A 14,987-nucleotide genomic window follows, 5' to 3' on the forward strand; every position below is an offset into this window, starting at 1 on the left:
ACGCACTTTTTGTTCGTTGTTTTTTCATAAGTTTACACTTGGTTTAATTTTTAGTTTTAGATTAAATCAGCATTTTAAATTGACGAGGAGGGTGTTGACGCACCTTCCTTTTTTTTTGGGGTTTGATTACTACATTTTTTTTGGTTCGGTTATGGTTATTACTCTATTGTTTATGGTGTAATTAAAAGCTTTATAAGTTTGAAAAGTTTTTAGAACTTGGTCAATATTTTCGTTTTTAAAAGTGGCAGTGATAATAATGCTATTCAAGTCTTCGTAATTGTTTATAATCTGAACATTGTATTTTCGCTCTAGTTTATTGGTAATAACAGCAAAAGAATCATCTATAAACATTAGTTCTCCAGAAATCCAGGCAATATATTTTCGAACGTTTACTGGTTCTACTTTTAATTGTTTGCCCTCAAAATAAACTCGCTCAGATGGTTTTAAGATTACTTCTTCGTGATTTAAATGATCCGATGCAGCCACTTTGCCTTCAACTAAAACCGTATATGTTTTGGCATCGTTTTTATAAGAAGTCACATTAAATTTAGTTCCCAAAACTTTTACATTCATATCACTTGAACTTACCAAAAATGGATGTCGCGGATCCTTTGTTACATCAAAATAAGCTTCACCATTTAGAAATACCTGACGAATCTCTCCTTTGACGAAGTTTACGGGAAATTTTAAAGACGTTCCCGAGTTTAATTGTATGCTAGTGCCATCGGATAAAATCAATTCGAATCGTTTTCCATTGGGTACGCTGATCGTGTTGTAAACCAGTTTTTCCAAATTCAGTTCTCCAGCATAAACGATTTTATTTTTGTGTTGACTTCCAATTACTTTACCCTGGTTATCTGTGATTATTTGTGTATTTATAGGATTAATAATTTGTATACTTCCATTTTCCGATTGTAACGTAATCGACTCTTCTCTCAGAATTGCTTGGGTATCGGTGGCCTTAAAAAAAATATTAATCTTAAACAAATAAAAAGCACTTAAGAATACTATAAAAATTGCAGCATATTTAAAATAAGAGCGAATTCTCGCTTTAAAAAAGACGCTTTTTTCTTCTTTAATTTTTTGTAGAAATTGTTTTTTTGCAGCATCAGTGTTAAACGTTTTTTGGCTACAATTAACCGTGTAGTTAGTCTTTATCAAATCATTGAACACCTTTTGGTGATTTACATCTTGATCAAGCCAGTTTGAAATAGCAATTATATCTTCTGGTGAAGCCTCATTATTTATAAATTTCAAGATTAATACTTCCATTTTAAATTGTGTCATTTGGATTATTTAGCCTATGACGAACAAAAACAATAATACCCTACCATTTTTAGAATATTTTTTTATTAATAGTATTATTTTAATTAATATTACTTTAATTTGCTTTTATGAAAAGTGATCTTTATAGCGATAATACTATCTTACTTCAATCCTTAAAAGAAGGTAATGAAAAAGCTTATAGCTATCTTATGGATGTTTATTACCACAAACTATGTTTATATGCCGACAGTTTGATCCGAAATATTTTTGCTGCCGAGGATATTGTTCAAAATGTATTTCTTAGATTGTGGATACAGCGTGAAAATCTAAAAATTGATCAATCTTTCAAAAGTTTTTTGTACAAGTCGGTTTATAATGAATTTATAGATCAGTATAGAAAAAATCAGTTGCTTACGACACTGGAGAAAAGATATTTTGAAACTTTAAATGCATTTGTTTGGGAGGACAATTCCGACAACTTTGAACAAATGCTTTTTGTTATAAATAAAGAAATTGAAAAACTTCCGCCAAAGTGTAAAGAAATCTTCATTTTAAGTAAAAAAGAAGGGCTGACAAATAACGAAATTGCCGACTATTTGAAGATTACTGTGAAAGCAGTTGAAGCACAAATTACAAAAGCATTCTCAGTGCTTAGTTCTGCTTTGGAGGAAAAGAACAGGGCGTTCTTTTTTCTGATATTCAGTCGTTGAAAATCCTAAAATTATTACTTTGCGGTATTACAAGAAAAATAAGCAAGACCCTTGTTATTGACTGTCCTTCTTCTGCTTTACTAAGTTACTTGTTTATTTACTTATTTGACAATAAACCTTTGCTCGCATACACCATTGTAGACTGGGCCGGTCACTTTCCGGCTCAGAGCTTCCCGAATTTGTTTTTCTGGATATCAATATGCCCGGCAAATCAGGGCTTGAATGTCTCGAGGAGATAAGAAGCTGTGAGGGGGGGCTAAAAGAAGTAAACATTATTATGCTCTCCTCCAGCAATGATCCGCAAAATATTCACAGGGCAATGGAATTGGGCGCTTCATTTTACGCTGTGAAGCCCAGTTCGTTCGAGAAACTAAAGTCAATACTTAAAGAAATCCTTGCTATGGATCTTGCCTGGACTGTTGAAGAAAAGAAAAAGTTTCTTTTACTTTAGGCAGAAGCGCCATTGCTAAATGGCAAAAAGTGATTTGTAGATAAAAATACCGGTCTGAGACCTTCAGCGGCAGTAAGAATGAAAGACGAAGATTAGATATACGGGCCTAAGGGTCTATTTTGTCCTTGTGGTAATCCCTGAGCCATTTTTCGATTTTCTCAAGCAGCAGAATTCTTTTCTTTCCTGTTTTGGGATGAATTACAGTATATATTTCATCATAGATACCACCTGACTCTGGGTTCAGTCCCCATGCTACAGCCTTTGCGACCCTTTGCTGGTCTTCTTCTAGCAGGATCGGTATAACTTCATTGTAGGGTTGGGCGGCAGGGTCATACCCAAACCATTCGATCAGGCGCTCGGAATAGATTAGTCCATTTGACGCCACATCAATGCTCCATGTGCCAAGCTGGGCAAGCTCTACGGCGCCTCTCATGTTTTGTTCGGCTTCCTGCAGCTTGTTTCGAGCAATTACTTCTTCTGTACAGATAACACCATAGATTCTGCCTTTTGCATTGTAGAGTGGCTTGTAGGTGTAATCGTAATAGCCGTAATAGGGCAAACCATTCTTTATAAACATGATACGTGCAGCCGTTTGGGTATGGATTTCTCCCGTACTTAAAACTTTAGTATAGGCCCCGAACAAATGTGTCTCCTTAAGCTCGGGTGCTGCTTCCATGATGGGCATGCCGATAATGGAATCTCCTTTGCCGAATATTTCCAGCATTTTCTCATTGGCCTGGTGCAGGAACATTTCAGGTCCCGTATACACCAGTTTGGCCACAGGGGAGTTGTAAAAGACGGTACGCGCAAATTTTTCACTTTCTTCAACCTTTTGCCTTTGGCTGACCTGCAGGGTATTGTCCATAACCCATACGGCTACTTTTTTTACCTTCCCGGCAGTATCCTTCAGCGGGGCATAAACTAAAGTTATATAAACAGTTTCCTGCCTACCGTTCCTAATCACCTTACGTTCGGCTTCACGGGCAGTGTAAGGGTTCCCGTCAGAAATAGCACCCGCTAGTGCGCTCTCATAGTAGGAGCGTGCTTCAGGGAAAGTATCCCAGTAAAAATTTCCGAGGATTTTCTTGCGCGGTTTTCCGGCCACGGCTATAAAGCTGTCATTTACAATTTCCACTTTAAGTGTCTGGGCATCCAAAACGCAGATGGCCACCGGAGTTATAATGCGGGCTTGAATATGCTGCTGAGAGCTGTAATTTGAAATGCGCAGTAAAAAATAAAGAGCAGAAAACCTGTGTTTTCTGCTCTTTAATATTAATATTCCCGTATTTGTTTAATGATGCGCTGCAGGGTTTCCACGGCAATTTCCTTATCCCTTTCTTCTGCGATATACGCTTTACTGCGCATAGAATCAAAGGAGAGGTTCTTTTTAAAAGGTGTTGAGAGAAACGGCACAATGGTTTTAAAAACCTGGTTCATTGATTTTGAAACAAGGATTTCAAGTTCGTGGCAGGCCTGAAGTATCAGTGCGGTCTGGTCGGTTGATAACTGGCACAGTATTTTTTCTTCTCTGCTTACAGGATTTTGCTGTGAAAGTTTTTTATTTTCAGAAGGAATGCAGAGAGCAGTTTTAAGATCTTCCTTTTTTTTAAGAAAATTAATTTCCTGTTTAAACCAGTCCAGCAGTACTTTCTTTACATTTTGATGGTCAGGATGAAGGGCCGAGGCCGCATTGCCTGCAATTTGGTTAAGCTCTTTAGCATACAGCAGCAGCCATCCAATTCTATCGGAAGCCAGTTCAAATCAGCTGATTTTCATAGATACGGCCCGGGTATAAAAGTTGATAAAAAGTTTGCTGTTGAAATTCATATAAATAGGCGCCTGCATTAAATCGGTATGAATCAGGTCTTCTGTTTTATTTATCTTCAGCGATTCAAGTTCCCCAAGCAGCTCTTTAGAATAGAGCATTTCCCTAAAGGTGACTTTTTTATTTTCTTTAGAAGCAGCAAAGCAGTAAAGGTTATTAAAAACAATCTCTGCAAGCATCTTTTCATCCGGATCAAAATGCATCATGGTTCTGAGTTTATCGATTCTGAGTTTTATTTTCTCATAGGAAACACTGAGATAGGAAACAGGTATTTTGGAATCTAAACTTATAAAACGGGCAAATCTAGACTCCAGAAAATTTAGGAGTTCATCCAAAGCGCTAAGAAGGGCAGTAGTGACTTCCCACAGATCCTTTCTTTCCGTATGGGGGCTTTTATTGATAACAATCGGCTGATCCCAAAGACTGATCAGGGCGGAATGATAATTTTTTACCAGTACCTTAATATGCTTTTCTTTGCTGAGTGAAAAAACGCGGATAGTAAACTATTTTTGGATGAATTGTGTTTGCTGTACAGCTTTATTGATTATGGCTTGAGACTCAAAGGAGGTAAGGTTGCTTATGGCGCTTTTTTTTGGATTTAAATTCAGCGTCACAACGGAGTCCAGCCATTCTAAAAGATAGGTTTGATTCATGTTGCTTCACTTTTAAGTAAATATTATTTCAATATTGTATTGAAAATACTCCAAATCAATGTCTGTACACATTTCAAACCCAGGTGGAATTATTTAGTGATGGTTCAGCCTTTTTCGGTATTCAGATGGAGATAAAGAATTATGCTTTTTAAAAAAATTACTAAAGAAAGAAGTGTTTGCAAATTTTAGTTGGTCAGAGATTTTAAGAATGGTTAAATCACTATTTTGAAGCAGAATCTTAGCTTCCAGAATTAGTGCATTCTCAATGCACTGCTTGGCCGTTATCTCTGTAATTTGTTTAATTGTTTTAGTGAGATGCCCTGAGGATATATTCAGGGCATCCGCGTAAAACTTGACACTATGCTGTTCTCTGCAGTGAATTTCCAGTAATCTGAAAAAATGGACTGCTGTTTTTTCCGTGGTGGAATATTTTATCCTTTCATGCCAGGAAGCTTTATAATAATGGCTGGCAAGTTCATAGAGAAACAGGTTAAAACTCAGCAGGATCAGCTCTTTTTTAAAAACCCTTGAATTAGGCATTAACAGCGTGGAGTTCACTATTTCCAGCAAATCCATCAGGCTCTTGATCTCCTTTTTCTTTATGAAAATTTTAGAGGCATACCGGGCAGTGAAGAAATTAAAATATCCGATATGGGGCCATCTAATACTGTTCTCCAATGCAAATTCTGGTGTAAAAGATACAATCGAAATGCACAATTCCCTGCTCATCAGCAGAATTTCGCAGTCTGACTTTTTTGGAATAACTGCTGATTCGTTAATAAATAAGTGTACTTTCCTGCTGTTGATGCGCATCGCTGCAGCGCCTTTATTTACAAGTAGCACAGTAGAATAATCTTCCGGAATCAAATTCTTTAATGCGCGCTTGGAGGTTATACTTTCCAAAATGCACAATTGAATTCCCTCAGTTTTATAGTTTGATTTTCTAAATTCCAAAGTATTTTTTTTAAGATTAAAGGCCTCATTTTTCTAACTGTATAGTTTTGCGATTAGCGAAACACAGATAAACAGCATATTTGACATCCCATTTATAAATAAGAGATATACTAATTTCCTGACGGAATCCATTTTAAGGGTCTCTGCAAGAGAGATACCTTTTAAATGATCATTAAATAGTATGGATAGGATCAGGTATATGGTTGCCAAATTGAATAGTATCAGAAAAGCATAATAACTGTATACTATCTGTTTTTCAAAAAGTAAAATCCAGTCCATAGTTTCTATTCTGTAGTGTTGCTGCTGAGAATCCCCGCGAGTAGTGATCTGGTAACTGCAGTGGCAGAATTGCTTAAGGCTCCCTGAACGGCGCCGACCCTGTTTCCAACCGAGGTTTCCCAGTCTTTGTCTTTTCTCTCTGATGCATAATAAAGCGAATACCTTGTAATGGCCGATGAGGTAAGGATTATTCTTTTCTCTTCAGCTGAAAATTGCTGGTTATTTGCAACAGCAGCCTCAAAAGAGATGATGGATTGATAAGCGGCATCATAGCCGCTGTTCTGCCAGAGTGCAGCCAAGGACATAAATTCTGACAGGCAGTTTTTTGAACCCGTGGACATCCAGGAATTGGCAATAATCTGCTCCAGTTGCATTTCAGGCGAGTCGACAATGCCTTGTATTTCTTGGAAATTGATCGGATAATAAGAAGGCAGGTTTTGAAGATCGCTGTTCAGAAGTGAAATAGAATCAATTTTACTGCTAATAGCACTTATGGTTTGATCCGAAAAATTACCCGAAAGATAGGCATCCAGTAAGTCATTGTGAATTTTCCCGGCGATGTCATACGCATTGGCGGTATTTTCAGGATTCAGCCCTGCATTCTTTTTTGAATTGGCATCCTTTTTTTTGAAATTAGATTCTGAGTCTTCGCGAGCATAGTCGTTGGTGCATGAAAGGGCCAGTACCGCCAGCATGCTGATTAAAAAGTTTTTCATGATTAAAGTGTGTTAAATGGAATGACTTTTCAGTCAGTTCATCACCCGAGTAAGCAGAACTTTAAAACAGCACGATGCCGTTTTTTTTGCTTTTGAATTCACCGCAAATCTATCATCATCCACTCAGCCCTGCAAACTCTCATCTGTGGATTTTCGGAATTTCACCTATGGATTTTCCGAAAATCCATACCCTGTTTTTTTAAGTTAAGTCTTTGTTATCAATATATTACGTTATATTTGAAGCTCTTTTTTTACAGAATGCTTTACCTATGATCTGAGATCTGAAAATTGTATTAAGGAAAAGCATTTTTTGATAAATATTGTACCATTTTTTAATTATCAATCTATGCTTAAAATACAATTCGGACTTCTTTTTTTGTGTCTGGCCCAGCAGGTTTCGGCCGACTGGAACCCACTGAGATCACCTGATACGCTTTATGGTAAATCCTATGATTATTTATTTGACAGGATTGAAGAATCTGAAGGCAGCAGCCAGCCAGTTTATCTTGCATATTTCCTTGGAAAAGCCAAAAGGGAAAAAAATGAGCAGGAAATCATAAACGGTTATAAAAACTACCTTCATTATTCCGCTGATAAATTAAAACTGGTTTATGCCGACAGTATGATCTATACGGCCAGAAAGTCTGGAAATGATGCGCTGATCGGTTCGGGGTATCTCTCAAAGGGAATTGTCTTTTATTCCTTTAAAGAATATAAGCAGGCTTTAGACCATTATCTTATAGCCGATAATTTTATTTCCAAAACAAATGATGATTACCTAATTTATAAAGTAAAGTACAATATAGCCCAAATTAAATATTACTTAGGGTTTTATGATGAAGCTGCTCCTTTATTTAAGCAGTGCATTGAGTATTTCCACGCGCATAATGCCAGAGGGTATCTCAATTCCTTACACTGCCTTGGTCTCTGTTATAACAGGATGGGAAATTATGGCCTCTGCTCTGAGATAAATGAGAAAGGGATCGAGGAGGGGAGGAGGCTCTCCAATGAGGATATGAAAATGTATTTTATACATTCTGAAGGGATCAATCAGTATTTTAAAAATAATTATGCTGATGCCTTAAAAAATATCAATGCGTCAATTCCTCAGATAATTAAAAACAAAGATTTTGCAAATGAATCTGTGGGCTGGTTCTACCTTGGGAAAAGTTACTGGGCTCTTCACAAACCCGAAAAGGCACTGCCTTACTTTATGAAAGTAGATGGGATTTTTGAAAGTAAAAATTACATCCGCCCGGACCTTAGAGAGAATTATGAACTGCTGATAAAATACTACAAAGGCAGACAGGATATGAGTAAAGAACTTTTTTACATCAAAAAACTACTCAAAGCCGACAGTGTGCTCAGCAGCCGATATGTTTATCTCTCGGGCAGAATACGTAAAGTCTATGATACAAAAGTACTGATAGCCGATAAAAATAAAATTGAGTATTTATTTAATAAAAGAAAGCACAATGACCTTATCTTCAGCGGTGTTGCCATTTTGCTGTTTTCAGGGCTGCTGTATTTTGCCGTAACACATTTCAGGAGTAAAAAAATGTACAAATCAAGATTAGAACAGGCAATGAATGAAAAAAATTCCTTGCAGCCTCGGGTGCAGAGCAGGAACGGAGGAAAAGTCATTGATGATATCAGTAAAGAAACAGTAGCGCAGATACTCAGAAAACTCGATAAATTTGAAAACGATAAAAAATTTCTTTTAAAAGCCTTAAATGCCGGCAGACTTGCGGCAATTACGAGTTCTAATCCGAAATATTTATCCAGTGTAATAAGGAACCATAAAGGGAAAAAGTTTGTAACCTATATCAGTGATCTTAAGATCGATTATATTATTACTTTACTAAAGGAAGATAAAAAAGCAAGAAAATATTCAAATAAGGCGCTCGCTGATGAAGCGGGATTCAGTACTACCCAGAAATTCGCGCAGGCTTTTCATGCCAAAACCGGATGCCCGCCCTCTTTTTTTATTAAGGAAATTAATAAGATGCCGGTTTAGGAATGTTGATTTTAGTAATGAGGCATGCTGTTTTAAGCCTGTGATTTGATAAACTGAAGTGAATTTGAAGCAGAATCATGAGGTTTCTTCAGCAGGCAGCCTCTCCCGCTTTGCACTGCAATCTTTTATGCCGAACCCCGGCAGAAAAGGATTTCCGTTTCAATCGGGGCTAGAAAAATGTATTCAGCTTTTTTAAAAGTATTTAAAAATATGGATAGTTGAGCTGAGCTTTATTAAATAAATTAAAACTATTAAGATGTAATTCATCCTGAATATTTTGCAAGCAGCTATTAATGTTTTCAAACTCCTTTTGATAGATAAATCATCTGAAACAAAATAACTTTCTATTAATACAATTGCTAAATCTATAGCCTGTTTTATAAAAATATTCAATTACAATCTTAATAGCTATTAAATTTATAATTGGTCTAATCTTGCAGGTGGATTTACAGAAAAAATATATATCTTGACTAATTATTTTTTTTACCTATATACTTCTTAGTAAACTCTTCATAAGTTTCTGACGTTTCATTTTTCCAATCAGTAGGTTCTATCAAACTATGTATGTTTATACGTAGAAGTTTCGCTATTTGATAAAACTCCTCAAGGTTTGGTTGCCTTTTATTGTTACGCCATAAAGATATAGTAGATTCTGATTTTCCTAAATATATAGCAATTACTCGGTTCTTAATTTTCTGATCGTCAAAGACTTTTTTTAATCTATTTAATTTCATTTTTAAAAATTTATCTTTAAAAGTTTTGCGTTTAACGTAAAACTTTTATATATTTGTATTTATAATTTTGCGACATAAAATTTTAATTAAGTCTAATACGACTTGATTGATGATGTCTCTCATGAAAGAAAACCGCTAAAATTCCACATGAGAAGATATGAGTTCGCCACTATCTATTAGATTTTACTATTTTTGTACAATATCTAATAGGGCGGACTTCATGTAAATCTTTGTGGACTACAATTTCGATTGTAGGGTTCTTAGCGGTACCACTTTCAAAGTTTTGAAGTTCGCCTTATTGTTTCTCTTCATTACTTTTTTGAAAGACATCGTTCAACTATCATAAAATAAATAATTGATGAGAACGAATAACTTAAAACCCCTTATTGTAAGACCCCCTTAATAAAGGTCAACTTTTTTGTTTTCCCAGTAAAATAAACAGTGAGGATGTACATCATATTAGCTTGCTCTCGTACGAGAACAATTTTTGTAAGCCATCTTAACAATAGCTATCCTATAGAAAACTATAAATAGCCATATAATTACCCCTTTAACCACTCTCTCATTTACACTTAGAATGACCAGATAAAAATCTTTAAACTCGCACTTTAAAAGTATATCCTTTATTTCTATTTCACAACTGAAAGTTTAAAATGTTTTCTAAAATTTTTACAGGGAAACCGTTTGATTAGATTAGCTAACTATAAGATAAATTCTGATGGGTTAATTTGAATTAGATGGAAAATAAACACTCCATACTAGGCTGCTACAAGGAAACGGCGGTGTGGCTTGCAATGATTAACCTTTAAACTTAAATGCGTATGTAATAAACTACTTGAAGCCAAAATTGAAAGTTCAACTTCACTTCAATATAAAATAAAAAGGTCCTCTAACTCTTCTTGGCGGTTGACTAGAGGACCATAGCTAATCAAATCATATTTAACTAACCAATCCCAATATTATGAATTATTTTTCATTTTACAAGGGTGGGAAAGCTCTTTATTGCCTGTTTTTTATAGGGTTCATATTATCTTTCTCATCTTCTTCAGCGCGAAACTCAAATCGGAGTTTCAGTTTTATTTTTCAACAGCATCAAGTTCAGGGTGTTATTACCGATGGCAATGCTCCGCTGCCTGGTGTAACTATTTCAGTCAGAGGCAGAGCAGATGTCAACTCCATAACTGATTATACGGGGCATTATTCAATTTCCGCCGGTATTAATGATACTCTTGCCGTTTCTTTTATAGGCTTTAAAACTAAACTTATTCCCGTTGCAGGGCGGGTCAAAGTAGATATCGATCTTCAGTACGATACAACAACGCTTCAGGAAGTACGCGTTAATGCAGGATATTATTCCGTTAAAGAGAGCGAGCGCACAGGAAGCATTGCACGAATAACTTCTAAAGACATTGAAAACCAGCCTGTCACCAATGTGCTTGCAACCATGCAGGGACGAATGGCAGGAGTGAGCATTACTCAGACCACGGGGGTTCCAGGAGGTGGATTTGATATCAAGATCCGTGGACAGAACAGCCTTCGGTCAGGTGCGAACTCCCCGCTCTACATTATTGACGGCGTTCCGTATGCTTCAGATCCAATCGGTTCAGGGATAACAAATCTTACTTTTCCAACTCTTTCAAGTCCTTTGAACAGCATAAATCCGAACTTTATTGAAAGTATTGAAGTTTTAAAGGATGCCGATGCGACCTCTATCTATGGATCGCGTGGCTCGAATGGCGTGGTTCTGATCACCACCAAAAAAGGAAAAGTCGGTAAGACGAAATTTACGCTGACCAGCTCCACAGGGGGCGGTACAGTTACTAAATTTATGGACCTCATGAGTACCAGCCAGTATCTCGCAATGCGCAAGCAGGCATTTAAAAATGACGGACTTACTGAGTATTCTCCTTGGGATTACGATGTCAACGGAACTTGGGACCAGAACCGCTATACGGATTGGCAGAAAGAACTTCTCGGTAGAACAGCTCAGATTACAGATCTTCAAGGAACGCTTTCCGGAGGGTCTGAAAATACCCAGTTCATGCTAAGCGGTTCCTACCATAGTCAGTCTACCGTTTTTCCAGGTACTTTTATGTATAAAAAAGGCGGCAGCCAGTTCAATTTAAATCATGCATCTGATAATCGGAAATTCAGGCTTAACTTCTCCGCTGGAGTTACACTTCAGAATAACGACCAGCCTTCTTTCGATTTTTCCTATGATGCACGCAGCCTTGCCCCTAATGCACCAAGACTTTATAATCCAGACGGCTCATTGAATTGGGAGAATAGTACATGGACAAATCCCCTTGGAAACCTTAATACGGAATTTGAATCTAAAACAAATGACCTAACAGCCGGTACCGCTGTGTCCTATGAAATAATTCCCGAACTGATTGTAAAGGCCAATTTGGGATATACGAATCTGAATAATAGCGAAACACGTATAGTACCATCCACCATTTATGATCCTGCATACGAAGTTAGTAGTGAAAGGTCGGCCATTTTTCTCAATGATGTAAAAAGGGATTCTTGGATAGCTGAGCCGCAGATCAACTGGAAAAAAGAGCTGGGAACTTCAACGATTGATATTCTGGCAGGGGCAACATTTCAAAGCCAGCGTTCCACACGCCTGCAGCAGTCCGGTACCGGATTTACATCCAATAGTCTTATTTATGATCTGGCTGCGGCTAAAGTGACCAAGGTGCTACTTAGTGATGAAACCCTTTATAAATATCAGGCATTTTTTGCAAGAGTTAACTATAAATATAAACAGTGCTATATCCTTAATCTGACTGCCCGTCGTGATGGATCTAGCCGTTTCGGTCCCGGAAAGCAGTTCGCTAATTTTGGAGCGGCGGGGCTGGCATGGCTTTTTTCAAATGAATCATTTTTTATGCAGAACAAATGGCTGAGTTTTGGAAAAATAAGGACAAGTTACGGAACAACAGGAAACGACCAGATAGGAGATTACCAGTTTTTGGATACTTATTCCAATACAGGTATACTCTATAACGGTATACCAGGACTAGCCCCGAGCAGGCTTTTTAATGCGGATTTTGGATGGGAAACCAATAAAAAGCTGGAAGCAGCTTTGGAACTAGGTTTTTTTGGAGACAGAATTTTTACAACTGTTGCCTGGTATCAGAATAGATCATCCAACCAGCTTGCAGGTGTTCCCCTTCCAGGTTCAACAGGCTTTACTTCCTACCAGGCAAATCTTGATGCGGTAGTTCAGAATAGCGGACTTGAATTTACGCTTCGCACCGTTAATTTTAAAGGGCACGGCTTTACTTGGACCACAAACCTTAATCTTACATTTGCAGAGAATAAGCTCTTAAAGTTTCCTGGCCTTGAAAGCTCTGCCTACAACCAGCAGTACCGTATCGGAGAACCTTTGAACATAAAACTCTTATACAGTTTCAAAGGGGTCGATCCACAGACCGGATTGTACACTTTTGAAGATCTTAACGGGGATGGTGCAGTAACCTTTCCTGAAGATCGTCAGGTCGCAGTTAATCTCAATCCCCAATATTACGGCGGGCTTCAAAACCAGTTCTCCTATAAAGGAATCACTCTTGATTTTCTTTTCCAGTTTATCAAGCAGAAAAATAGAACTTATCCCATGGGTACAGCAGGGATGATGGCTAATCAGCAGCAAAGGAAAACCGACAGCTGGTCAGCTCCCGGAGACAACGCGGCTTATCAAATGTTCAGCACAGGCTATGACTTTCCTGCTGTTATGGCAACTTATTCCTATAATGAGAGTACTGCTTCAGTCACGGATGCTTCTTTTATCCGCTTGAAGAATATTTCTATTTCCTATGACCTGCCACTTGATTTAAAGCAGACTCAATGCAGAGTCATCTTGCAGGGGCAGAATCTTCTAACATTTACAAAATACGTAGATGGGGATCCGGAATTTACCTCCTATGGCTTTCTGCCTCCATTGAAAATATTGACTGCTGGAATACAGCTAACCTTTTAATTCGATTACTATGAAAACGATTAACCTTTTAGTAATCCGGTGGTTATGGCTTAGTGCTATAACACTATTCATTTCCTGCGATTCTTTTTTGGAAGTGGAACTTCCAAAAACGCAGCTCACGGCCGTGGTAGTTTTTCAGGACTATCATACAGCGGAGGCCGCACTTACCGATATCTATTCCAATCTGCGCGATTCAGGAATTCTTTGTGGGGATGGGACAGGGATCTCAAACCAGCTTGCCAATTATGCCGATGAAATGGTCAGTAGTGAAAATCCTTCCAATCCTAGTATTTCTTTTTATACAAATTCACTGCTGCCTTCCAATAATTATGTGACAGGATACTGGAATTTTGGCTACCATCAAATCTATGCGGCGAATGCTGTGATTGAAGGAGCAGAGAAGAGCAGCCTGACCGCTTTGCAGAAAAAACAACTGCGTGGAGAGGCCTTGTTCATAAGAGGGCTTATTCATTTTTATCTGGTTAATCTTTTTGGAGATATCCCTTTTGTAGACCAGACAGACTTTAAGATTAATAGGACTGTCAAAAGAATTCCAACCGCGCAGGTCTATGAAAAAATTATTGCTGACCTGCGGGAAGCTTCAGTACTTCTTCGGACGAGTGATACTGACCGAAATAGGGTGCGTCCTGACGCGATAGTAGCCAAAGCGTTGCTTGCCAGAACACTCCTTTATATCAATGCCTATCCCGAAGCTGCCAATGAGGCATCCGCTGTTTTAAATCAAGTGCAGACCTATAGTCTTGAGCAGCCTGAGAAGGTGTTTTTGCGTGCTTCCAGAGAAACAATCTGGCAGCTCGAATCCGGTGGCTCGGGGCAAAATACTGCAGAAGGAGACTATTTTATCTTTACATCCGCACCTCCACCTTATGTGTCGCTGAGTAATTCCTTAGTGTCTTCTTTCTCCCCAGGCGATTTGAGAAAATCATCTTGGATCAAAGGTGTGTCTGATGGTACCACAATATGGTACCATCCTTACAAGTACAAGGAAAATAACCCAACAGCAGAATCTAAAGAATACTCCATTGTACTGAGGCTATCAGAACAGTATCTGATCAGGGCGGAAGCAAGGGCGTGGCAAGGAGACCTTATCGGAGCCAAAGAAGATCTGAACAAAATAAGGCACCGCGCAGCGCTCACTGACACTCCTGCGCTAACACAAAAGGAGATTTTGGATGCAGTCTTCTTGGAAAGAAAACTTGAATTGTTCACCGAAACCGGGCATCGCTTTTTTGACCTTAAACGAACTGGCAGGCTTGATGCCGAACTGGGTGGCATGAAAAAGGGTTGGGACTCATCGGACAGCCTTTTTCCCTTACCGCAGAACGAACTTAGTACGAATCCTAATTTGAGACCTCAAAATCCCGGATATTAAAACA

12 protein-coding genes are annotated in these 14,987 nt (G+C 38.0%); 5 read left to right on the top strand and 7 right to left on the bottom strand.

Annotation, left to right across the window (positions count from 1 at the left end; all coding sequences use genetic code 11):
* Positions 1-129 precede the first annotated feature (129 nt).
* Positions 130-1,272 (bottom strand): FecR family protein, encoded by a 1,143-nt coding sequence (locus NJT12_RS07855; RefSeq protein ID WP_271335332.1) that lies wholly within the window; start codon positions 1,270-1,272, stop codon positions 130-132.
* A gap of 122 nt (positions 1,273-1,394) precedes the next feature.
* Here NJT12_RS07855 and NJT12_RS07860 point away from each other — a divergent pair, with 122 nt between their 5' ends.
* Positions 1,395-1,976, top strand: coding sequence for an RNA polymerase sigma factor (locus tag NJT12_RS07860; protein WP_271335333.1), 582 nt, complete (start codon positions 1,395-1,397; stop codon positions 1,974-1,976).
* A 142-nt stretch (positions 1,977-2,118) separates the two neighbouring features.
* Positions 2,119-2,427, top strand: coding sequence for a response regulator (locus tag NJT12_RS07865; protein WP_271335397.1), 309 nt, complete (start codon positions 2,119-2,121; stop codon positions 2,425-2,427).
* Between the two features lie 106 nt (positions 2,428-2,533).
* Here the strand turns inward: NJT12_RS07865 and NJT12_RS07870 are convergent, their stop codons facing one another.
* The 5 genes from NJT12_RS07870 to NJT12_RS07890 all read right to left on the bottom strand — a co-directional run bounded on the left by NJT12_RS07870 (position 2,534) and on the right by NJT12_RS07890 (position 6,854).
* On the bottom strand, positions 2,534-3,598 hold the full coding sequence (locus NJT12_RS07870; RefSeq protein ID WP_271335334.1) for a PAS domain-containing protein: 1,065 nt from the start codon (positions 3,596-3,598) through the stop codon (positions 2,534-2,536).
* Positions 3,599-3,699: 101 nt separating this feature from the next.
* On the bottom strand, positions 3,700-3,864 hold the full coding sequence (locus tag NJT12_RS07875; RefSeq protein ID WP_271335335.1) for a hypothetical protein: 165 nt from the start codon (positions 3,862-3,864) through the stop codon (positions 3,700-3,702).
* 324 nt (positions 3,865-4,188) lie between these two features.
* Complete coding sequence (locus NJT12_RS07880) at positions 4,189-4,458, bottom strand: hypothetical protein (RefSeq protein WP_271335336.1); 270 nt, start codon at positions 4,456-4,458, stop codon at positions 4,189-4,191.
* Between the two features lie 540 nt (positions 4,459-4,998).
* On the bottom strand, positions 4,999-5,859 hold the full coding sequence (locus tag NJT12_RS07885; RefSeq protein WP_271335337.1) for a helix-turn-helix domain-containing protein: 861 nt from the start codon (positions 5,857-5,859) through the stop codon (positions 4,999-5,001).
* 284 nt (positions 5,860-6,143) lie between these two features.
* On the bottom strand, positions 6,144-6,854 hold the full coding sequence (locus NJT12_RS07890) for a hypothetical protein (RefSeq protein WP_271335338.1): 711 nt from the start codon (positions 6,852-6,854) through the stop codon (positions 6,144-6,146).
* Between the two features lie 346 nt (positions 6,855-7,200).
* Between NJT12_RS07890 and NJT12_RS07895 the strand changes: the two genes are divergently transcribed.
* Positions 7,201-8,871 (top strand): AraC family transcriptional regulator, encoded by a 1,671-nt coding sequence (locus NJT12_RS07895; protein ID WP_271335339.1) that lies wholly within the window; start codon positions 7,201-7,203, stop codon positions 8,869-8,871.
* A gap of 470 nt (positions 8,872-9,341) precedes the next feature.
* Here the strand turns inward: NJT12_RS07895 and NJT12_RS07900 are convergent, their stop codons facing one another.
* Positions 9,342-9,605, bottom strand: coding sequence for a helix-turn-helix domain-containing protein (locus NJT12_RS07900; protein ID WP_271335340.1), 264 nt, complete (start codon positions 9,603-9,605; stop codon positions 9,342-9,344).
* Between the two features lie 961 nt (positions 9,606-10,566).
* On the opposite strand from NJT12_RS07900, the gene NJT12_RS07905 reads away from it, so the two are divergent.
* A complete protein-coding gene (locus NJT12_RS07905; protein WP_271335341.1) occupies positions 10,567-13,590 on the top strand; it encodes a SusC/RagA family TonB-linked outer membrane protein in 3,024 nt (1,007 codons plus the stop codon).
* A gap of 10 nt (positions 13,591-13,600) precedes the next feature.
* Positions 13,601-14,983 (top strand): RagB/SusD family nutrient uptake outer membrane protein, encoded by a 1,383-nt coding sequence (locus NJT12_RS07910; protein ID WP_271335342.1) that lies wholly within the window; start codon positions 13,601-13,603, stop codon positions 14,981-14,983.
* The last annotated feature ends 4 nt before the right edge of the window (positions 14,984-14,987 follow it).

Origin of the sequence: Flavobacterium azizsancarii (assembly GCF_027980145.1) — a bacterium.
Lineage (GTDB): Bacteria > Bacteroidota > Bacteroidia > Flavobacteriales > Flavobacteriaceae > Flavobacterium > Flavobacterium azizsancarii.